Here is a 19,697-nt window from a genome sequence, read left to right as displayed (position 1 = left end):
CGCCGCCCGGAGAGCTACGAAGGAGGACGCAGGATGCAGGAAGAATCGGTCATGTGGTTCGAGGCCCTGGGTATGGCCGATGTCCCGCGGGTCGGCGGGAAGAACGCTTCCCTCGGTGAACTGACGCAGGCGCTGCGCGCGGAGGGCGTCCGCGTCCCCGTAGGCTTCGCGACAACCTCCGCAGCCTACCGCGAGTTTGTCCGCGCCAACGGAATGGAACCGGCCATGAGGGACCGGATCGAGGCTTATCGCAGCGGCCGCAGTTCCCTGCGCGAAACCGGCGAAGCGGTCCGGGAATTGTTCCTCGCCGGGGAATTCCCCGAGGATACGGCCCGTGCATTCGCGTCCCACTACCGGGAACTCTGCAGGCGCACCGGTCAAGCCGACGTCGCCGTGGCCGTCCGGAGCAGCGCCACCGCCGAGGACCTTCCCGATGCCAGCTTCGCCGGGCAGCAGGAGACATTCCTAAATGTCTCCGGCGAGCGCGCGCTGCTGGATGCCTGCCGCCGCTGCTACGCGTCGCTGTTCACCGACCGGGCCATCAGCTACCGCGAACTTAAGGGCTTCGACCACATGGACGTCGCCCTGTCCGTCGGGGTGCAGCGGATGGTAAGGTCCGACGCCGGTGCTTCCGGCGTGATGTTTTCGATCGACACTGATTCGGGGTTTCCCCGGGCGGTGGTCATCAGTGCGGCGTGGGGCTTGGGCGAAACAGTGGTGCAGGGAACCGTGAACCCCGACCAATACCAGGTGTTCAAACCGCTGCTGGCCACGGAAGGCGCGGTGCCGATTATCGAAAAGTCCCTGGGCGCCAAGGAGCACAAGCTCGTCTACGGGCGGGGCGGGCATGCACGTACCAGGCTGGTGCCCACCTCCGCGCGGGAGCGGGCCGCCTTCGTCCTGCCGGACGCGGACATCATTGCGCTGGCCCGCTGGGCCGTGGCAGTGGAAAACCACTACGGCCGGCCCATGGACATGGAATGGGCAAAAGACGGCCTCACCGGTGAACTGTTCATGGTGCAGGCCCGGCCGGAGACAGTGCAGGCCCTCCGGAGCGCGACCCGCTTCACGGTCCACCACCTGCGCGGCAGCGGCGAGATCCTGGCCACCGGCGCGGCTGTGGGTGACACCATTGCCCGCGGCGACGCCTGCGTGATCCGGGACGTCTCCCGGATCGGGGACTTCCGGGACGGCGCCATCCTGGTCACGGAGATGACGGACCCGGACTGGGTGCCGATGATGAAGCGGGCCGCCGGGATCATCACCGACCACGGCGGCCCCACCAGCCATGCCGCGATCGTCAGCCGGGAACTGGGGGTTCCAGCCGTCGTCGGCACCAGGCACGGCACCGAAAGCATTCCCGACGGCGGCCCGGTCACCCTGTCCTGTGCCGGGGGCGAAGCCGGGACTGTCTTTGCGGGGCTGCTGGATTTCGACATCGAGGAAGTGGACCTGGGGAGCCTGCCGTCCACCCGCACCGCCATGATGGTCAACATCGCCAGTCCCGCCGCGGCATTCCAGTGGTGGCGGCTGCCCGCGGCCGGTGTGGGACTGGCGCGGATGGAGTTCATCATCAACAACCTCATCCAGGTCCACCCCATGGCCCTGGTCTACCCCGAACGGGTGGCCGACCCTGACGAGGCCCGCCGTATCCGCGAACTCACCGCCGGCTACCCGGACCCGGAAGAGTATTTCGTGCAGACCCTCGCCACCGGCATTGCCAAGATCGCCGCGCCCTACCACCCCCACCCGGTCATCGTCCGGCTCAGCGACTTCAAGAGCAACGAGTACGCCCACCTGTTGGGAGGGTCTACCTTCGAGCTGCCCGAGGAGAATCCCATGCTGGGCTTCCGCGGCGCATCCCGCTACTACCATGAACGGTACCGTGAGGGCTTTGCCCTCGAATGCCGTGCACTCAAGCGGGTGCGGGAGCTGGCCGGGTTCGTAAACGTGGTGGTCATGGTGCCGTTCTGCCGGACCCCGGACGAAGCGGACAGGGTCCTGGCCGTCATGGCTGAACACGGCCTGGTCCGCGGCCGCGACGGGCTGCAGGTCTACATGATGTGCGAAATCCCGGCGAACGTGGTCCTGGCGGGGAAGTTTGCCTCCCGCTTCGACGGGTTTTCCATCGGCTCCAACGACCTCACCCAGCTGGTCCTGGGCGTGGACAGGGACTCGGAGCAGCTGGCGGACCTGTTCGATGAACGGGACGAAGCCGTCACCGCCATGATCAGCCAGGCCATCAGGGAAGCTCACAGGGCCGGCATCAAGATCGGGATCTGCGGGCAGGCGCCCAGCAACTACCCTGACTTCGCCGCGTTCCTGGTGGAGCAGGGCATCGATTCGATCTCGCTGAACCCGGACAGCTTCCTCCGCACAGTGCACACTGTGGCCGCGAGTGAGACCGGCGGCGCACAAGGGCGCCCATGATGGCAGGACCACCAGGCATTGGCGCACGACCGGCGGGCAACGGCTCCCGCGAGGCCGCCCACCATGGCCTGCCGGCGCACGAAGTGCTGCTGCTGCTGGAGACCGACGCTGAACGGGGGCTGGACCACGGGACAGTCACGGCCCGGCGCGAACGCTTCGGCGCCAATGTACTGCCCCCGGCCAACGACGGCGGGCTCCTGCGCAAAATCCTCCGCCAGTTCAACAATCCCCTTATTTACGTCTTGCTGGCGGCAGCCGCGGTCACGATGGTCCTGGGCGAATATCTGGACTCCGGCGTCATCCTGGCCGTGGTGCTCATCAACACCCTGGTGGGACTGGTCCAGGAAGTCCGGGCCGAAGCGGCCCTTGACGCCTTGCGCTCCATGGTCCACACCCCGGCCACCGTCATCCGCAACGGCGAGCGCCGGGAAGTCCCCTCCGAGGATCTCGTGCCCGGCGACCTGGTGCTCGTGGAGGCCGGCAACAAGATCCCGGCGGACCTGAGGCTGGTCCGGCTGGCGGGGCTGAAGGTGGACGAATCCGCCCTCACCGGGGAATCCGACCCCGTGGCGAAGGACCCGGTTGCCCTCCCGCCCGGCACTCCGGTGGCTGACCGCCGGAACATGGCCTACAGCGGCACCCTGGTGACCGCCGGTACCGGCGCGGGCGTTGCCGTGGCCACCGGAGGGGAAACCGAACTCGGCGAAATCCACCGTCTTATGGGCTCCGTACAATCCCTGGCCACTCCCCTGACCCAAAAACTGGCCCGGTTCAGCATGACCCTGACGGTTGCGATCCTGGCGCTCGCCGCCGTCGCCTTCGCTGCCGGTGTGGCACGGGGGCAACCCGCCGCGCTCACCTTCACCGCCGCCGTCGCGCTCGCCGTGGGTGCCATCCCGGAAGGCCTGCCGGCCGCGGTGACCGTCACGTTGGCGATCGGTGTCCGCCGCATGGCCCGGCGCCGCGCCGTGGTGCGGCGCCTTCCTGTAGTGGAAACGCTGGGCAGCACTACGGTGATCTGCTCGGACAAAACCGGAACCTTTACCGAGAACCAGATGACTGTCCGGGCATTGTGGACACCTGCCGGCCGCTATGAGGTGACCGGGTCGGGCTACGGACCCGAAGGTGCCATCCGTCCTGCAGGGGGGCCCGCCGCGGACATGCTGCGGGAGCACCGGCACGACGAAGCGCTGCGCTGGTCCCTGCTGGCCGGCGCTGCCTGCAACGATTCGACCGTGGTCCTCGAGGACGGCGCATGGGTGGCCAAGGGCGACCCCACGGAGGCGGCGATGCTGGTTTCCGCCGGCAAGGGCGGTGTGGACGGCCAGGTGTTCCTGGCGGAGGCCCCGCGGACGGGGACGCTGGCCTTCACCTCCGAACGGCAGTACATGGCCACCATCCATGGCCGGGCGGACGCAGGCGCCATTGTGCTGGCCAAGGGGTCCGTGGAGCGCATCCTGGACCTGTGCGGCAGCCAGCTGGACGCCGCCGGCCGGGAGATCCCGCTGCAGCGTACGGAAGTCCTGGCCGAAGCCCACCGGCTCGCCCGGACCGGGCTGAGGGTCCTGGCCACCGCGATGGTTCAGCTGCCGGACGGTTTGCCCGGCACGCTCTCGGATGCCCGGCTCCGGGGGCGGCTGTCGCTGACCGGGTTGCAGGCCATGCAGGACCCGCCGCGGCAGGCGGCCGCCGCCGCGGTGGCCGCCTGCCACCAGGCCGGCGTCGCGGTGAAAATGATCACCGGCGACCATCTGGGCACTGCAGTGTCCATCGCCTCAGCCGTTGGCCTTGCCGCTTCCCGGGAAACCGGAACAGCCCTCACCGGGGCCGACATCGATGCCCTCTCTCCGGCAGAGCTCCCGGCAGCGGTGGAGAAGGCGAATGTGTTCGCCCGCGTCTCGCCGGAGCAGAAGCTGCGGCTGATCGGGGCCCTGCAGGAGCGCGGGCATGTGGCGGCCATGACGGGCGACGGCGTCAACGACGCACCGGCGCTCCGGCAGGCCAACGTCGGGATCGCCATGGGAAGGTCGGGGACGGAGGTGGCGAAGGAGGCCGCAGACATCGTCCTGACCGATGACGACTTCGCCACGATCGAAGCAGCGGTCGAAGAGGGACGCAACGTCTTCGACAACCTCACCAAGTTCATCGTGTGGACGCTGCCCACCAACATGGGCGAGGGCCTGGTAATCCTCGCCGCGATCCTGCTGGGCACTACCCTGCCGATCCTGCCGACGCAGATCCTGTGGATCAACATGACCACAGCCGTGGCCCTGGGCCTGATGCTCGCCTTCGAGCCGAGGGAACCCGGGCTGATGTCCCGGCCGCCGCGGGACCCTGCCCGGCCGCTCCTGACCTGGGCGCTGACCCTCCGCATCCTGCTGGTCTCGGCCCTCCTGGTGGGGGGCACCTGGTGGATCTTCGGACTTGAACTGGCCGCCGGGGCCTCCGTGGCCGAGGCCCGGACCGCGGCCGTCAACCTCTTCGTCGCCGTCGAACTCTTCTACCTGTTCAGCTGCCGTTCCTTCACCAGGTCGGCCTGGCGCATCGGGTTCTTCAGCAACCGCTGGATCATCCTGGGCGTCCTGGTCCAGGCCGCGGGGCAGCTGGCCATCACGTATGCGCCCGCCATGAACGGGCTCTTCCACACGGCGCCCATCACTGCCGGCGCCTGGCTGAGGATCCTGGGGATCGCAGCGCTCGCCTCGGTGGTGGTGGGCGCTGAAAAGCTCCTCCGGCGGAACCGCTACTAGCCTTCCGGTCGGTCCCGGGGCAGTGGCGGATCCGGTTCCAGCAGGGGACCTTCGCCCCTGCCCCGGCGCCCGCCCACCGGCAATAGTGGAAGTACACACGACGGGCAGCAAGCCCGTCCCCGAATGGGCGGAGGTCCCGAAATGATGTATGGCTGGAGCGGTGACATGGGGATCTGGGGTTACATCATGATGAGCATCAGCATGCTCATCTTTTGGGGAGCCATCATCGCCGGCGTTGTCCTGCTGGCCCGCTCGCTGCGCGCTCCCGGGCATCAGCACTACCAGGCCCCGCCGTCACGCAGCGCCGAAGACCTGCTGGCGGAGCGGTTCGCACGCGGCGAGATCGACGAGGCCGAGTACCAAAACCGGTTGGCGGTGCTGCGCAGCCGCTAAGGACCGCCAGCGTCGGACGGCGTCTGTCACACCGCGTTCCAGCCGTTGTCCGATGCCAGGACCACGCCGTTGATGTTGGTCCCGTCCCGGCTCAGCATGAACGTGATGCCGGCAGCGAGTTCCTCGGGTTCGGCAATGGGCGGCACGTTCGCCTGCATGTAGGGGCCCAGCACTTCCGCCCCCAGTTGGGTCTTGAACTCTGCGTGGATATTGGTCCGGGTGCCGCCCGGAGCCACGGCGTTGACCCGGATCCGCGCAGGCCCGCTTCCGAGGTCACGTTGACCACCGAGCCGTAGCCGGCCTCCAGCATCAGGGGCACGGTTGCGCGCATCAGCCGCATGAGGGACGTGACGTTGATGTTGAACACGAGGTCCCAGGTTTCGTCGTCGAGTTCGTGCACCGGCTGGAAGCTGTCCATGATGCCGGCTCTTCTGCCGCTGAAGGCTCCGGCCATGGCCAGGGTTTAAAAAGTTCTTGTTGCCCGGTGGGGGCCGGGACTAGGATGTGCGCGGGGGTTGAGACTTCCTCGCCACGGATTTCACTCAGAGCAGTCCGCGGGACCCGGCAACGGCCGGGTCGGCGCCTTGCCGGCGCCATCACGTGCAGGCGCATCTGACGCGTTTGCGACGGGACCGCGCCCCCGGCGATTCCTCTTCTCACCGGATTCACTACACGGGCCCTTTTCCGGACGCACCGTACAGCTGCACCCCTTGCGCTGGCTGGGCAGCATCCGCCGGACACTGGGTCCGGTGAACACTTTCTTCCGTACTCTCTGGAAGTGAATCATGCATACAAAAATTCGGGCCCAAATTGGCGTGACCGTGGCTGTCCTCGCCCTTGCCCTCAGCGGCGCCCCGGCTTCCCAGGCAAACCTGGCCGGGAGCGGCTTCGACACCGGCGACGGCAACCTGGTAGTCAACGATGAGGCCATGGACTGGGCCAACGCGGGAATAAACTGTTCCGTCACCACCGGCGGCTGCGGCATCGACCTTCCCACCGGGCAGGGCGATAATTCGTTCGGCAACGGCACCAAAGAGGACGATGCTGTTCCCACGGTAGTCAACGGCTCCATCCCCAACAACAAGAGCGACCTCCTGCGGTTCTATACAAAAATGACCCAGGAGGGCGGCAAGGACTTCCTCTACCTGGCATGGGAGCGCGTCCAGGAACCCAATGGCACCACCAACATGGACTTCGAGTTCAACCAGTCGAAGGTGACATCCGCCAACGGCGTCACCCCGGTCCGCACCGCCGGTGACATCCTGGTCAAGTACGACCTCTCCCAGGGCGGCGTCAACCCCAGCCTCGGCTACCACGAATGGATCACCACGGGAAACCCCCGCACGGACTGCGAAGCCTCGAACACCCTCCCCTGCTGGGGCACGGTAAACGCGCTGACAGGGTTCTTTGAAGGCTCCATCAACACCGTGGAGGTCGTGGACCCGATCGCTCCGGACGCACCGCGGACCCTGAGCGTGCGCACCTTCGGTGAGGCCGCCATCAACCTGACGGATTCGGGCATCATCCCGGCCAACACCTGCCAGCCGTTCGCGTCCGCATACCTGAAGAGCCGGTCCTCCGATTCATTCACGTCCGCGGTCAAGGACTTCATCGCGCCCATCAGTGCCGGGGCGCCCCGGTGCGGAACCATCAACATCACCAAGGTGAACGATGACAGTCCGGCCTCCGCACTGCAGGGTGCTGTCTTCACGCTCTACAACGACTTTGCCCCCGTGGGCACTGCGATGGGAGCCGAGGACACTGCGGTAACCCCGGCCACCACCTGCACCACCAGTGCTGCGGGAACCTGCTCCTTCACCAATGTGCCCATCGGCAACTACTGGGTGGTGGAGACCACCACGCCGGCGGGCCACGACACAGCGGCACCCCAGCAGGCTGTCGTCGGCGCGGGCGGAACTGTTGCCCTGACGTTCGTGAACCCCAGGGACTTCAAGGTGATCGTGCTTGTCTGCAGCGAAGCCACGAACTCGCTCTACCCGAGCCAGGTCACACTGGACGGCAGCTCACCGGCGAAGACGTCGCTGGGTGCACCGCCGTCCGGCATGACCGCAGCGCAGCTGTGCGGCCTGGGCGGGGCAGCATTTGATGACCAGAGTTACGGCAGCCACACCGCCGGGGTGACCATCCCGCAGTAAGCGGGCGGATTCCAGCACCCCTGACACAGTGGAGCGTACGACGGCGACGGCGGGGCCTCCCGCCGTCGTACGCTTGCCTCTGCACTGTGCCCGATTGAGCGCGGCCCGCTTCCGCGGCATTGAACCGCACCGCGAACATCTCCAGGAGGAGCCTGCCATGACCATCCCGGCGGACATCGAGACGCCCGAAATCCTCATCGACCGGGACGTCCTGGCCCGCAACATTACCCGGATGGCGGAAACGGTGGGCGGGAAGGGCCTGCAGCTGAGGCCGCATGCCAAGACGCACAAGATGACGGAGATCGCCCGGTTGCAGCTGGCCGCGGGGGCCGCGGGACTCACGGTGGCCACGCTGGGTGAAGCGGAGGTGTTTGCGGCGGACGGCGTGCAGGACATCTTCATCGCCTATCCCCTGTGGGTCCGGCCGGCCCAGGCGGAGCGGCTGCGCCGGCTGGCGGGGTCGGTGGCGGTATCGGTGGGCGTCGACTCGGCTGAGGGCGCAGCGGCGATGGGCGAAGCGCTCGGTGATGCGGCCGGATTGGTGGAGGTGCTGCTGGAAATCGACAGCGGCCACCACCGCAGCGGAGTGCTGCCGGAGGATGCCGTCTCCGTGGCGCGCACGGCGACGAACGCCGGGCTGCGCGTGACCGGTGTCTTCACGTTCCCCGGCCACAGCTATGCGCCCGGAATGGCGGCGGCGGCGGCCCGGCAGGAAGGCGCCGCCCTCACCACCGCCGCCGGGCTGCTTGAAGCCGCCGGGTTCCGGATTTCCCGGCTCAGCGGCGGATCCACCCCCACGGCCATGCTGACCGCACCGGCCCAAGCAACAGAGGTGCGTCCCGGTGTCTACGTCTTTGGTGACGCCCAGCAGCTGGAACTGGAACGCTGCGCCCCGGAAGACATTGCCCTGACGGTGGCCGCCACGGTGGTGAGCCGGCACGACGGCGGCGCCGCACCGCGCCGGATCGTCCTGGACTCGGGCAGCAAGATCCTGGGCGGGGACCGTCCCGCCTGGGCCACCGGCTTCGGCCGGCTCCTGGACTACCCCGACGCCCGGGTCTCGGCATTGTCCGAACACCACGCAACGGTGCAGTGGCCGGCGGATGTGGAGCTGCCCGCCCTGGGTGAGCGGCTTCGGGTGGTACCGAACCATGTCTGCGTGGCCGTGAACCTCGTGGACGAAGTGGCCGTGGTCAGCGGCGGCTCCGTGGTGGACCGCTGGCGCGTGGCGGCCCGGGGCCTGAACCGTTAGGACATCCGGGGTGGACTAAACCAGAGCGCGGGTGGAGGTATTTTCCGCGGGCGGCACCTTCAGGCTGCCATACCGTTCCATCCGGTGCCAGCGCAGGTGCACCCCGGCGAGGGCGGTGACCACGGACTGGATGACCACCAGGTACATGACCTGCCGGTAGACGAACTGCTGGAGCGGCAGGGTCCAGAGCGGCCGGAGCGGTTCATTGTCCAGCCTAAACGCGTAGGCGGCCATGAGCAGCTGGACGCCCAGGAAGACAAACCAGAGCAGGGCTATCCTGGCCGGGTCGAGGAAGATCAGGCCGTAGAGCGCGAAGACGTCCACCACCGGCGCGAACAGCGGCAGCAGGACCTGGAGGACCATCAGGTAGCCCAGGCCGCGCCGGCCGAGCTTCCCGGCAGCGCCCCGCTGGAAGACGGCTCCGCGGTGCTTCCACATCGCCTGCAGCGTGCCGTAGCACCAGCGGTACCGCTGCTTCCAGAGCGCCCCGAGGCTGGCCGGGGCTTCCGTCCAGGCGCGGGCGTCGTCCTGGTAGACCACGCGCCACCCGTCGCGGCACAGCGCCATGGTCAGGTCGGTGTCCTCGGCCAGGGTGTCGTTGCTGACGCCGCCGACGGCGAGCAGGGCCTCGCGCCGGAACGCACCGATCGCACCGGGAACAGTCGGCATGCACTCGGCGACGTCGAACAGCCGGCGGTCCAGGTTGAACCCGACCACGTACTCGATGTGCTGCCAGGCGCCGAGGATTCCGCCCCGGTTGGCCACCTTGGTGTTGCCGGAGATGGCACCCACCCGGGGTTCCGCGAACGGCTGGATGAGTGCGCGGACGGTGTCCGGTTCGAACACGGTGTCGCCGTCCACCATCACCACGATGTTATGGCTTGCCGCGGCGATTCCGGCGTTCAGGGCGGAGGGCTTGCCGCCGTTGTCCTTGCGGATCACGCTGACGCCGGGCAGCGCCATGGCGTCCACCAGGCCGGCCGTCCCGTCGGTGGAGCCGTCGTCCACCACGATGATTTCCACCGGGTGGTTTGATGCCGCAATGGAGCGCACGGCGGCCTCGATGCCGGCAGACTCGTTGTAGGCGGGCACGATGACGGTGACCGGCTCGGTGACTTCCCGCCTGACCACGACGTCCGTCCGGCGCCTGCCGCGCGCGGCGGCACGCAGGCGGCGGGCCGCCCGGTTGTGCCGCGCGGCCACGCCCACCACCAGGGCCGCCCGGATGAACGTGACCACGCCGGCCGCCACCAGGCCCCACGACACCAGGGTGATGAGAATGTCGCTGAGCCGGATGCCCCAGGACAATGCAGTGCCGCTGGTCCGGTCCGCGGTGGAGGCCTCACGCATGCTGGTGATGCCGATGGCGTCGCCCACCGAGGTGACCCGGAAGCCCTGGTCCGCGAACTGCGCCAGGGACGAATCAAGTGCAGCGACCGTCTGGCTGCGGTCGCCGCCGCCGTCGTGCATGAGCAGTACGTCGCCGCCGCGGCTGGAGGGGGCGAGGTTGCGTCCGATGACGTCTGCGCCAGGTCGCTGCCAGTCCTTGCTGTCCCTGCTGGACAGGACGGTCAGGTAGCCCTGGTCCGCGGCAGCCTGGATGGCTTCCCAGGTTGCGTCGGACACCTCCGCGTTCCCGGAGCTGAAAGGCGGCCGCAGCAGGGTTGGGGTCCGCCCGGTAAGGGCCGCGATGGCCTGATGGTCCGCCTGGATTTCGAGCTGCTGCCGCCACTCCGGTGCACTGCCCAGATCGGCGTGGGTCAGGGTGTGGACACCGATCTCGTGCCCTTCGGCGACGATCCGGCGCACGAGGTCCGGGTGTTCGATCGCAGCGGATCCCACCACGAAGAAGGTGGCGCGGACGTTGTGTTTCCGGAGGATGTCCAGGATCCGGGGCGTCCAGGCGGGGTCCGGACCGTCATCGAAGGTCAGTGCGAGGGTCCCCTCCGGCGGGCTGACCGTGCGCACTGTTCCCCCGCGGGCGTCGATGACGGGTCCGCCCTGGGTCACGTCCTTTGGCACGGAGGATGACGGACCCGCAACGGGCGCGTCCGGCCGGCCGATGCCGCCGAGGTGGTGCATGTAGCCCTGGACGGTAAGAGCAAGTGCCAGCCCGCCCAGGAGAGCAAGCAGGATAAACCAGTGGGCCCTCAGCGGGCGCGGCGCATCGCGATTGTCCTGGCGTCGAAGCATCACGGGCGGGCGGGCTGGGTGGGTTTGGTGGCCTGCCCGGGCGCCGTTCCGCTCATTCCCGGATCCACCGCATCGGTGCCCCGGGGGGTGCCAGCCGATCCCGGCAGCTCAGGGGCCGGGCCTGTTGCCACAGGTGCGGACGGAGCCGGAGCAGGAGCGGACGACGGCGGCGCCTCAGCCGCCGGGCCAGGCGCCTGGACCGCGGGGACCGGAGCGCCGGCACTGCCCGGGGCGGCCTCACCCGCGGGCCTAACGGGTACGGGCTTGGGCTTGGGCGCGGAGGCCGGAACCTCGATGGCAGCCGGTCCGCCCAGCCGCGGCAGGTAGGGCGCGCCCACGTTGGGCCCACCGGCCAGCGCGACCACCAGCAGGACAACGTAACCTGCTACAAGGGTCAGCGCAGCCAGGCCGAGGAGCTTGATCCTGCGCAGCCGCCGCCCCGAGGCGTCGACGAAGATCGGTCCGCTCGAGGCGGGACCTGGCATGAGGGGCGGCTCTTTAGAGGCTGGCATCGAGCATCAATCTTAGTCGATTGGCCCGTTCCGCCGTTAAAGCGCTGCCCGGCTCAGCTTTCGAAGGCGGCCCTGAACGCAGCCAGGGCGGCGTCTCCGGCCGGCACTCCCGGGCCTCCGGCGGCTCCGGCTTCGAGGCCCACCACTCCGCCGTATCCGGCCCCGCACAGGGCCTCCGCCACCGCGCGGTAGTTGATTTCGCCGGTGCCCGGCTCGAACCGGCCCGGGACGTCCGCCACCTGGATTTCACCGATGAACGGCAGGGCAGTGCGCACCAGCTCGATCAGGTTCCCCTCGCCGATCTGGGCGTGGTAGAGGTCCAGCATCATCCTGACGTTGGGGTGGTCCACAGCAGCCACGAGGGCATGGGTGTCTTTGGCCCGCGCCAGCGGAATGCCCGGGTGGTCCACGATCGTGTTGAGGTTCTCCAGCGCGAACGTGACCCCGTATTTTGCCCCGAGCTCAGCCAGCCGCTCCAGGGTCCGCAGTCCGGTGAGCCACATCTGACCGGTGGAGCGAAGGACCGGGTTGACTGCCGTGCCGCCCTCCCCGAGCTCAGCGGGGTGGACCACCATACGCTCCACGCCCAGCTCAAGGGCTACCGGCACCAGCTTCTCCGCGGAGGCCACCACTTCATCGGCGCTGGCCGGATCGGTGAGGCTGCCGCCGAAGTACCCGCTCATCGAGGAGAATCGGGCGCCGGTGGCGGCGAGGGCCGCGATGTCGCGTCCCCGCGTATCCCAGAGCTCGATGTCGAAACCCTGCTCATGGATACGGACGACGCGCTCGATCAGGGGAAGGTCGCCGTAGACCATCTCCGCGCACACTGCCAGGCGCATGCTCACGATTCCCCTCCAGCCGGCTGCAGTTCAGGTTCGGCGGCGCGGAGCCCGGCAATGGAGCCGACGTCCACCGGCAACCCGGACTCGGCTGACCGGGCGGCGGCCAGTGCCACCGCCAGGGCGTTGCGGGCATCTGCACCGCCCGGGCGTGCAGGGGCGCCGTCTGGCCTCCCGTCGCGGCGGGTCTTCACGCCGTCGACAAAGTGCGCCAATTCGGCGGTGTAGGCGTCATGGAAGAGATCCACGTTGAGCCGGACCGTATCTGAGCCGATACCGGCGGCGGTGTAGGTGGTGGCACTGGATGCCTGGGGACCGCCGGCCGTGACCATGCCGGCGGAACCGAACACTTCGCCGCGAACGTCGTACCCGTAGAGGGCGTTGAAGTTGGCCTCCGCCACGGCGATTGCACCGTTGCTGTAGGTGATGGTCACAACGGCGGTGTCCAGCAGCCCCGTGCCCCTGTGCTCCGGGGCCACCAGGGCGTCGGCCACAGCGTGGACCCGAACGGGGACCGCCCCGGGATTCAGCCAGTTCAGGGTGTCGAAATCATGGATCAGGGTTTCCAGGAAGATGGTGCCCGGCGGAATCCGTTCAGGATTGGCGATACCTGCGGCGGTGCCGGGGTCGCGGGTCAGCGACCGGAGCAGTTGGGGCCGGCCCACGGCACCGTCGTCGATGAGTTTCCGCGCCGCTGCGAAATCCTTGGCGTACCGGCGGTTGAAGCCGAACTGGACCATCACGCCGGATGCCTCGGCGGCGTCAAGGGCGGCATCCAGCTCCTCGATGGTCCGGCCGCCCGGCTTCTCACAGAAAACGTGCTTGCCGGCACGTGCCGCGTCCGCGATGAGCGCTGCATGGAACCGGGCGGGGGCGGCAATCATGATGGCATCCACCTCGGGGTCGGTAAGGACGTCCGCGGGGTCTGTGCTGATCTTCGCCACGCGCAGCCGGTCCGCGAGGGCCTGCACGGCAGGCAGCGCCGGGTCCGCAATGGCTTCAAGGCGGGCGCCCGGAATACGCTCGGCGACGGACTCGGCATGGAAGGTGCCAATCCAGCCGGCCCCGACCAGTCCGATGCGGACCGGCCTGTCGGCGCTGACAGGGTGCTGAAGATAGGGCATGAATACTCCTGCTGTGGGAAGACTAGATCGTTCTAGTGAAGATACTATGGCACGGCTCACGACCCGTGTCTAGATCGTTCTATAGACTGTTTCCCAACGAGGAGGAAAGATGACGGAGCAGCATCGCCGCGCCACCCTGATGGACGTGGCCCAGGCCGCCGGAGTGTCTCGGGCCCTGGTGTCCATCGTCATGCGCGGCGCCCCCGGCGCTTCGGAGGGTACGCGGCAGAAGGTACTGGCAGCGGCCCGGGAATTGGGATACCGGCCGGACTCCCGCGCGCGGCTGCTGCGCAGCAGCCGGACACGGCTACTGGGCCTGAGCTTCTCGAGCTCCCAGCCGTTCCACGCCGAGATCGTTGACGCCGCGTATGCGGCGGTTTCCGCCAAAGGCTACGAGATCGCGCTGGGCGCCGTTGCCAGCGGACGCACCGAAAGCCGCGCCGCTGAGGCACTGCTCGACGTCGGCGCGGAGGCACTCATCCTCGTCTCCCCCACCCTCGGCGACCAGGAGCTGACCCGGCTGGCCGCCCAGGTGCCCGTGGTCAGCCTGCTGCGTGACGACGTCGTGCCTTCCGTCGATTCGGTGAGCAGCGACGACCAGGCGGGAATCCGGGCGGCCGTTGACCACTTGGCAGGGCTGGGCCACCGCAATATCGTGCATGTGGACGGCGGAACGGCGGTATCCGCGGACAAGCGGCGGGAGGCCTTCGGCGCGGAGATGCGGCGCCGCGGCCTCGATCCCGTCACCGTTCCCGGCGGGCCTACCGAGGAGGACGGCATCAGTGCGGGGCCTTTGTTGCCCACGGAAAGGATGACGGCGGTGATCGCCTTCAACGACCGGTGCGCGCTGGGCGTCATGGAGAGCTTACGGGCCGCCGGGCTGGGCGTCCCGTCCGACGTCTCAGTGCTGGGATACGACGACAGCCAGTTCGCCAGGCTGAGCTACGTGCAGCTGTCCTCCGTCAGCCAGGACGCCCCGCTGCTGGCTGCGGCGGCCGTGGACCGCGCCGTCGACCGGGTGGAGCGCGTGGTCCCGCCGGAGCGCCTGGTCCAAACGCCGCACCTGGTGGTACGGCGAACGACGGCGGCTCCGCGACTACCGGACAGGGCAGGCTTCCGCCGGACCTAGAAACCGGTCGGTTCAGTTTCCAGCTCAGGTTCGGTCGGCCGGTGCTCGTGGTGGAGCGGACGTAGCGCCATGGTCCGTGGAAACCAGACCACAGCGTCGTACCGCTTCCCCATGACTGTGGGGACGTAGTTCCCCCGCTCCCGGTCCGGGTTGTACACGACCCCGATGGCCCGGTGGCCGCGCCAACTGGACAACCATGGTCCGGACCGGTCGGAATCGAACACGAGCGCGGCGGGCCCGGCCAGCGCCTGGTTGAGGATCTGCTCGTGGCTGCCGGGCGCCGCCCGGGGGACGTCCATGGCCTGTTCCGGTGAACCCCAGGCCGGGGCCGCGGTGACCGAGCCGGTGAACGAGGAGAAGCCGACCAGGACTGAGGTTCCCGGATGCCGCTGGCGCACCAGCTGGCCAATGTTAACCATGCCGTCGTCGGCCATGTCAGTGGCGCGCGCGTCCCCAACGTGGGTGTTGTGTGCCCAGACAAGTCCCTTGGATCCGAAGCCGTGATGGCGGGCCAACCTGCCGATGGTGTCGCTCATGTGATGGTCGCGGATGTTCCACGACTGCTGGTCGCCGCGGATCATGGTGCGGTAGTAGCGTTCAGCGTTGGCAGCGACGATGGCATTCTGCACGGCGTCGAACGCCGAGGGATCCTCATGCGTCCGCCCAAGCGTGCGGCGGTGCACCTCGGCGAGCAGGGCCACCACATCTTCCTCACAGGGCTGCGGAACCAGGCGGTTGCTCCAGGCGTACCGCTGCGGGTCCTCGCGGAAAGGCACAAAGCATTGCCACGCGCGCAATGCCGCGGGCAGCGCGTCCGCCGCGTTGGCGCCAAGCCAGTTGAAGATCTCCCGGAGGGAATCCCAAAGAGAGTAGACGTCAAGCCCGTAGAACCCGGTGCGCCGGTGTCCGGGCAGACCGAGGTTCCATTCACGGAGCCAGGTCAGGAACGCGGCCACCTCGTGGTTGGCCCACATCCACGTGGGCCAACGTTCAAAGCCTGCCAGCAGCTGGCGGGCGTCGAGCTCCTGGTCCGCTTCCCCGCGGACCCAGCGGTTGATGCGCCAGCAGTCCGGCCAGTCGCCCTCCACTCCGATCCATGTGAAGCCATGTTCCTCAATGAGACGCCGGCTGAGCAGTGCCCGCCAGCGGTAGTACTCATGGGTACCGTGCGACGCTTCGCCCAGGCACACGAACCGGGCGGACCCGGCCAGCCTGACCAGCCCGTCAAGATCGCGGGGGGTGTTCAGCGGCTTTGCCAGGGCACGGATTTCCGCCTGTTCGGGGCCCCAACCCGCATCCTCGTCGGCGACCGGGCCGCTCATTGCCGCACCTCCGTGTTTGGATTCGCTTCAGCGGACGGGAGAAGGTAATGGCTGAACCAGCCGGCAGCGAGTTCGGCCGCCCGGGCAAGCGTTCCCGGCTCCTCAAAGAGATGGGTGGCCCCGGGAACGATCTCCAGGCGCGTGGGGGCCCGCATCAGGGACTGGGCCTGCCGGTTGAGGGTGAGCACCTGCGGATCGGCGCCACCGACGATCAGGAGCGTGGGGGCCCGCACGGCGGCAAGCCGTGCCCCCGCAAGGTCAGGCCGGCCGCCCCGGGATACGACCGCTGCGACGTTGGCCCCCGGCTCGGCTGCTGCCCAGAGCGCGGCACCGGCTCCGGTACTCGCCCCAAAATAGCCTATGCGCCCCTGCCAGCCGTCCTGCCTTGTATCCACCCAGCCCGTGGCCGACCCCAGTCGGCGCGCCAGCAGGGCGATATCGAACACGTTGCTGCGGTCCACTTCCTCCGCCGGGGTGAGCAGGTCAAGGAGCAGCGTTCCCAGGCCGGCATCATGAAGGACCGACGCCACAAACCTGTTCCGGGGGCTGTGCCGGCTGCTGCCGCTGCCGTGGGCGAAGATCACAATTCCCTGGCAGCCCGGAGGGCGGTAGAAGTTCCCGCTCAACCGGACTGCTCCCGCCGGAATTTCGACCTCTTCCTCAGCCCCTTCAGCCTGCAAGTTGGCTTCCTGCCTGCCGTCCCGGACGAGGCGAAGCCGGCGTTCGGCGTCGTCGAGCAACCGCACCACCTCGTCGTCCTCGGTTGCCGAGAAGTCGTGGTAGTAGTAGCCCACGGCTTGGAAGTTCCGGGGGGCAGCCAGGCACACGACGTCATCCGCCTCCGTCAGTGAGGGGATGGTACGCGCCGGAGCCACCGGGACGGCCAGGACCACCCTGGCCGCACCGAGCTGCCGGGCAATGTGGCACGCAACCCGGGCGGTGGAACCTGTGGCGATGCCGTCGTCCACCACCACGGCGGTGCTGCCGCGCAGGTCCATGGGCGGGCGCCCCTGCCGGTAGCGGGCCGTGCGGTCCTCCAGCACCTGGCGTTCATTCTTTTCAACGGCGGCCAGGTCCTCTTCCGTGACGCGGGCCAGGGAAAGGACACGTTCATCCAGGACCCGGGCACCGCCCTCGCCGATGGCGCCCATGGCCACTTCCGGCTGGAACGGAACGCCCAGTTTCCGCACCATAATCACGTCCAGCGGGGCGTCTAGGGCTTTGGCCACCTCGAACGCCACCGGAACTCCGCCGCGGGGCAGGCCCAGCACCACCACGTCCCGGCCCCGCAGGCCGGCCAGCCGCTGTCCAAGCCGCCGGCCCGCGTCGGCCCTGTCCAGGAACTCGAACATCGCGTCGTCCTCTCAGGGGGTCTCTTCCCCGTGCGGTGAAGCCGCCTCGGGAGTCCACCACATGCGAAGGACGAAATGGGCGTCGGCAGTGCTTTTGGCAATCATCGCCCCGGCGTCCCCGACCAGTTTCACGCCGAATTCGATTTCCACCTGCTCAGGGGTGAGTTCCGCCATGGCCTCCAGCGCGGCATGGGCGGCGGGGCGGACACTGGCGAGGGCATCCTCCAGCCGCCTGCCCGTGTCCAGGATCCCCTGTTCGTTGCGGGCCGGATGGTCCACGCCGTAGCTGTTGTCCTCAGCCTCGACAAGGATGGTCCCGGAGCCCACTTCGTACCGCAACACCTCAGTCATGGCGGGCTGCCTCCTCTAGTGGGACATGCGCATGTTGTGGTGGGCCGCGGTGCTTGGCCGGATGGCGGCCGCTGTAACCGCCAGGGCCACAGCCCCTGCGATCCATGACGTCCAGGCTGCCCCCGTTGCGGAGGCGTAAGACCCCAGCCATGGCGAAAGGACAAGGGCGGCGGCCAGGACGGCCTGCACATATTCCATCGCCGGCGTTCCGGGCATGGCCAGGTTTACGATGCCGCTGACGGCCAAGAGCCCGCCCAGGACAAGCATGAGCGTGGCGGACATGCCTTCCTGCCGGGTGAAAAGGACCGCGGCGGCCGTGAAGAGTCCGGCGGCGACGGCCACATAGTCCTGCCACCGATACCACTTTTTCATTGATAGTCCCCTTCCTTGGGGCACGGGCACGCCCTGTGCGTTCCCGTGCGCGGGCGGTCGGGCCCGCGATTCAAGTCAACGCTTCGGCCGGTACGGTCAACAGGGCAGAAAGACCTGTTCCCGTCCCGGCCCGCGAAGGGGACTTTTGGCTCTGGATCCCATGGCCTGGACGGCGGATTGTGGAAGTGCCGGACGGTTACGCGCGTCCGGTCCAATCCTGACAGGAGGCATGACATGACTGACCTGATGAAGTGGTTCGACACCCGTCACTCTCCCCTGGACGTGCTCGAGCGGCTCTTTGACAGCGAACTGGGGAGTTCGGCAATCCGGGTGGAGGAGGTCATCGACGGAAACACGGTGGTGGTGCGGGCTGAACTGCCGGGCATCGACCCTGACAAGGACGTCGATGTGGCAGTGTCCCAGGGCACCCTGGTGATCAAGGCGAAGCGGGAAGAAAAAAAGGAACACAAGGACAAGGACACGTACCGTTCGGAATTCCGGTACGGCTCTTTCGTTCGCCGGATTCCGCTGCCTGACGGCGTAGACGACAGCCAGGTGACGGCTTCGTACAAGGACGGCGTCCTTGAGGTCCGCGCCCCCCTGCCGGAACAGGAAAAGCAGCCAGCGTCATCAAAGATTCCCATCAGCAGGAGCTAAGGCCGACTGGTCCGCCGGCCGCCGGCCATTCATAACCGGGCCGGAACCGGCGGTGGCTGCGGCCACCCCAGCCCGCCGGGTCCTGGCCAGCCCACGACAAAAAAGGAGTACGCCATGGAACGCGTCATCGACAAAGTAGCACTGGTCACCGGAGGAGCCCGCGGTATCGGAGCCGCTGTGGCGACGCGGCTGCACGGAGAAGGCGCCCGTGTGGTCATCGCCGATGTGCTGGACGAAGAGGGGAAGGAAGTTGCCGGGCGGCTGGGATCCGGGGCGCTCTACGTCCATTTGGACGTTACAAGCCCTCAGGACTGGGAAAACGCGGTCAAGGCAGCGGTGGGCACCTTTGGCGGCCTGAATACCTTGGTGAACAACGCCGGAATAGTGAATTTTGCGTCGATTGAGGACTACACGATCGAGCAGTGGAACGCCGTGATCGGAGTTAACCTGACCGGCGTCTTTAACGGGATCAAGGCTGCCATACCGGCACTGAAGGAAGGGAAAGGCGCCTCCATCGTGAACGTCTCCTCGATAGCCGGTCTTCGCGGATACGAGCAGATCCCCGGGTACACCGCTTCCAAATTCGGAGTGCGGGGCCTGACCAAGAGCGCAGCCCTGGATCTGGGGCACTATGGGATCAGGGTCAATTCGATTCACCCGGGGGTGATTTCCACGCCGATGACTGCCGGCTTGGCCACCGACATGAGCCACGTGGCGCTGGGCCGGGTCGGCCATCCCGGCGAGGTAGCCGCCCTGGTGCTCTACCTGGCCTCCGACGAAGCCTCCTTCATCACCGGAGCCGAGTTCGTGATCGATGGCGGTGACACGGCAGGCACCGTCACACCCCGAACGGAGGGCTAGGAAG

General features: G+C 68.1%; 16 protein-coding genes and 1 pseudogene. 8 read left to right on the top strand and 9 right to left on the bottom strand.

Annotated features, from left to right (window positions below):
• The first annotated feature begins 33 nt into the window (after positions 1-33).
• The 3 genes from ppsA to ACIQC0_RS07155 all read left to right on the top strand — a co-directional run bounded on the left by ppsA (position 34) and on the right by ACIQC0_RS07155 (position 5,573).
• Positions 34-2,430: a phosphoenolpyruvate synthase gene (gene ppsA, locus ACIQC0_RS07165; RefSeq protein ID WP_400533711.1), complete on the top strand. Its 2,397-nt coding sequence runs from the start codon at positions 34-36 to the stop codon at positions 2,428-2,430.
• The gene (locus ACIQC0_RS07160; protein WP_400533708.1) at positions 2,430-5,180 is read left to right on the top strand and encodes an HAD-IC family P-type ATPase; all 2,751 of its coding nucleotides are present in this window, start codon (positions 2,430-2,432) and stop codon (positions 5,178-5,180) included. The genes ppsA and ACIQC0_RS07160 overlap by 1 nt, the downstream gene beginning before the upstream one ends.
• Before the next feature lie 165 nt (positions 5,181-5,345).
• Positions 5,346-5,573, top strand: a complete 228-nt coding sequence (locus ACIQC0_RS07155; RefSeq protein ID WP_377215766.1) for an SHOCT domain-containing protein — start codon at positions 5,346-5,348, stop codon at positions 5,571-5,573.
• 26 nt (positions 5,574-5,599) lie between these two features.
• On the opposite strand, the pseudogene ACIQC0_RS07150 reads toward ACIQC0_RS07155, so the two are convergent.
• Positions 5,600-5,991 (bottom strand): annotated as a pseudogene (locus tag ACIQC0_RS07150) (SDR family NAD(P)-dependent oxidoreductase).
• Between the two features lie 367 nt (positions 5,992-6,358).
• On the opposite strand from ACIQC0_RS07150, the gene ACIQC0_RS07145 reads away from it, so the two are divergent.
• Together ACIQC0_RS07145 and ACIQC0_RS07140 are read left to right on the top strand one after the other, a co-directional pair.
• Complete coding sequence (locus ACIQC0_RS07145) at positions 6,359-7,729, top strand: prealbumin-like fold domain-containing protein (protein WP_400533704.1); 1,371 nt, start codon at positions 6,359-6,361, stop codon at positions 7,727-7,729.
• 157 nt (positions 7,730-7,886) lie between these two features.
• A complete protein-coding gene (locus ACIQC0_RS07140) occupies positions 7,887-8,981 on the top strand; it encodes an alanine racemase (RefSeq protein WP_400533701.1) in 1,095 nt (364 codons plus the stop codon).
• 15 nt (positions 8,982-8,996) lie between these two features.
• Here ACIQC0_RS07140 and ACIQC0_RS07135 read toward each other — a convergent pair whose 3' ends face one another.
• From ACIQC0_RS07135 to ACIQC0_RS07120, 4 genes are all read right to left on the bottom strand, one after another.
• On the bottom strand, positions 8,997-11,063 hold the full coding sequence (locus ACIQC0_RS07135; protein ID WP_400533698.1) for a bifunctional polysaccharide deacetylase/glycosyltransferase family 2 protein: 2,067 nt from the start codon (positions 11,061-11,063) through the stop codon (positions 8,997-8,999).
• A gap of 110 nt (positions 11,064-11,173) precedes the next feature.
• The gene (locus tag ACIQC0_RS07130; RefSeq protein ID WP_400533696.1) at positions 11,174-11,659 is read right to left on the bottom strand and encodes a hypothetical protein; all 486 of its coding nucleotides are present in this window, start codon (positions 11,657-11,659) and stop codon (positions 11,174-11,176) included.
• An 80-nt stretch (positions 11,660-11,739) separates the two neighbouring features.
• Positions 11,740-12,525, bottom strand: coding sequence for a TIM barrel protein (locus tag ACIQC0_RS07125; RefSeq protein WP_400533917.1), 786 nt, complete (start codon positions 12,523-12,525; stop codon positions 11,740-11,742).
• Positions 12,526-12,527: 2 nt separating this feature from the next.
• Positions 12,528-13,649, bottom strand: a complete 1,122-nt coding sequence (locus tag ACIQC0_RS07120) for a Gfo/Idh/MocA family oxidoreductase (RefSeq protein WP_400533693.1) — start codon at positions 13,647-13,649, stop codon at positions 12,528-12,530.
• A gap of 109 nt (positions 13,650-13,758) precedes the next feature.
• Between ACIQC0_RS07120 and ACIQC0_RS07115 the strand changes: the two genes are divergently transcribed.
• Positions 13,759-14,778 carry a LacI family DNA-binding transcriptional regulator gene (locus ACIQC0_RS07115; RefSeq protein WP_400533690.1) on the top strand — a complete coding sequence of 340 codons (1,020 nt, stop codon included), beginning with the start codon at positions 13,759-13,761 and terminating at the stop codon, positions 14,776-14,778.
• Here ACIQC0_RS07115 and ACIQC0_RS07110 read toward each other — a convergent pair.
• From ACIQC0_RS07110 to ACIQC0_RS07095, 4 genes are read right to left on the bottom strand one after another with little or no spacing between them, the layout of a single operon-like run.
• Entirely contained in the window at positions 14,775-16,100 is a 1,326-nt protein-coding gene (locus tag ACIQC0_RS07110) for an erythromycin esterase family protein (protein WP_400533687.1), read from the bottom strand. The genes ACIQC0_RS07115 and ACIQC0_RS07110 overlap by 4 nt on opposite strands.
• Complete coding sequence (locus ACIQC0_RS07105) at positions 16,097-17,452, bottom strand: phosphoribosyltransferase family protein (RefSeq protein ID WP_377215759.1); 1,356 nt, start codon at positions 17,450-17,452, stop codon at positions 16,097-16,099. The genes ACIQC0_RS07110 and ACIQC0_RS07105 overlap by 4 nt, the downstream gene beginning before the upstream one ends.
• A 12-nt stretch (positions 17,453-17,464) precedes the next feature.
• Entirely contained in the window at positions 17,465-17,803 is a 339-nt protein-coding gene (locus ACIQC0_RS07100; RefSeq protein WP_377215758.1) for a CU044_2847 family protein, read from the bottom strand.
• Between the two features lie 15 nt (positions 17,804-17,818).
• Positions 17,819-18,175, bottom strand: coding sequence for an SPW repeat protein (locus tag ACIQC0_RS07095; protein ID WP_400533683.1), 357 nt, complete (start codon positions 18,173-18,175; stop codon positions 17,819-17,821).
• Positions 18,176-18,409: 234 nt separating this feature from the next.
• Here ACIQC0_RS07095 and ACIQC0_RS07090 point away from each other — a divergent pair, with 234 nt between their 5' ends.
• On the top strand, positions 18,410-18,832 hold the full coding sequence (locus ACIQC0_RS07090) for an Hsp20/alpha crystallin family protein (protein ID WP_377215756.1): 423 nt from the start codon (positions 18,410-18,412) through the stop codon (positions 18,830-18,832).
• Between the two features lie 114 nt (positions 18,833-18,946).
• On the top strand, positions 18,947-19,693 hold the full coding sequence (locus ACIQC0_RS07085; protein ID WP_400533680.1) for a glucose 1-dehydrogenase: 747 nt from the start codon (positions 18,947-18,949) through the stop codon (positions 19,691-19,693).
• Positions 19,694-19,697: the final 4 nt, after the last annotated feature.

It is taken from the genome of Pseudarthrobacter sp. NPDC092419 (genome assembly GCF_044755045.1).
Taxonomy (GTDB): domain Bacteria; phylum Actinomycetota; class Actinomycetes; order Actinomycetales; family Micrococcaceae; genus Arthrobacter.
Note: the sequence above shows the minus strand (reverse complement) of the source record. Positions and strands in the feature narration are given on the sequence as shown.

Excerpts from the sequence above, each read along its gene's own strand:
- ACIQC0_RS07095 (WP_400533683.1), bottom strand. The coding sequence starts at position 18,175 with ATGAAAAAGTGGTATCGGTGGCAGGACTATGTGGCCGTCGCCGCCGGA.
- ACIQC0_RS07125 (WP_400533917.1), bottom strand. The coding sequence starts at position 12,525 with ATGCGCCTGGCAGTGTGCGCGGAGATGGTCTACGGCGACCTTCCCCTG.
- ACIQC0_RS07120 (WP_400533693.1), bottom strand. The coding sequence starts at position 13,649 with ATGCCCTATCTTCAGCACCCTGTCAGCGCCGACAGGCCGGTCCGCATC.
- ACIQC0_RS07160 (WP_400533708.1), top strand. The coding sequence starts at position 2,430 with ATGGCAGGACCACCAGGCATTGGCGCACGACCGGCGGGCAACGGCTCC.
- ppsA (WP_400533711.1), top strand. The coding sequence starts at position 34 with ATGCAGGAAGAATCGGTCATGTGGTTCGAGGCCCTGGGTATGGCCGAT.
- ACIQC0_RS07115 (WP_400533690.1), top strand. The coding sequence starts at position 13,759 with ATGACGGAGCAGCATCGCCGCGCCACCCTGATGGACGTGGCCCAGGCC.
- ACIQC0_RS07085 (WP_400533680.1), top strand. The coding sequence starts at position 18,947 with ATGGAACGCGTCATCGACAAAGTAGCACTGGTCACCGGAGGAGCCCGC.
- ACIQC0_RS07110 (WP_400533687.1), bottom strand. The coding sequence starts at position 16,100 with ATGAGCGGCCCGGTCGCCGACGAGGATGCGGGTTGGGGCCCCGAACAG.
- ACIQC0_RS07140 (WP_400533701.1), top strand. The coding sequence starts at position 7,887 with ATGACCATCCCGGCGGACATCGAGACGCCCGAAATCCTCATCGACCGG.
- ACIQC0_RS07155 (WP_377215766.1), top strand. The coding sequence starts at position 5,346 with ATGGGGATCTGGGGTTACATCATGATGAGCATCAGCATGCTCATCTTT.
- ACIQC0_RS07145 (WP_400533704.1), top strand. The coding sequence starts at position 6,359 with ATGCATACAAAAATTCGGGCCCAAATTGGCGTGACCGTGGCTGTCCTC.
- ACIQC0_RS07100 (WP_377215758.1), bottom strand. The coding sequence starts at position 17,803 with ATGACTGAGGTGTTGCGGTACGAAGTGGGCTCCGGGACCATCCTTGTC.
- ACIQC0_RS07130 (WP_400533696.1), bottom strand. The coding sequence starts at position 11,659 with ATGCCAGGTCCCGCCTCGAGCGGACCGATCTTCGTCGACGCCTCGGGG.
- ACIQC0_RS07090 (WP_377215756.1), top strand. The coding sequence starts at position 18,410 with ATGACTGACCTGATGAAGTGGTTCGACACCCGTCACTCTCCCCTGGAC.
- ACIQC0_RS07105 (WP_377215759.1), bottom strand. The coding sequence starts at position 17,452 with ATGTTCGAGTTCCTGGACAGGGCCGACGCGGGCCGGCGGCTTGGACAG.
- ACIQC0_RS07135 (WP_400533698.1), bottom strand. The coding sequence starts at position 11,063 with ATGCACCACCTCGGCGGCATCGGCCGGCCGGACGCGCCCGTTGCGGGT.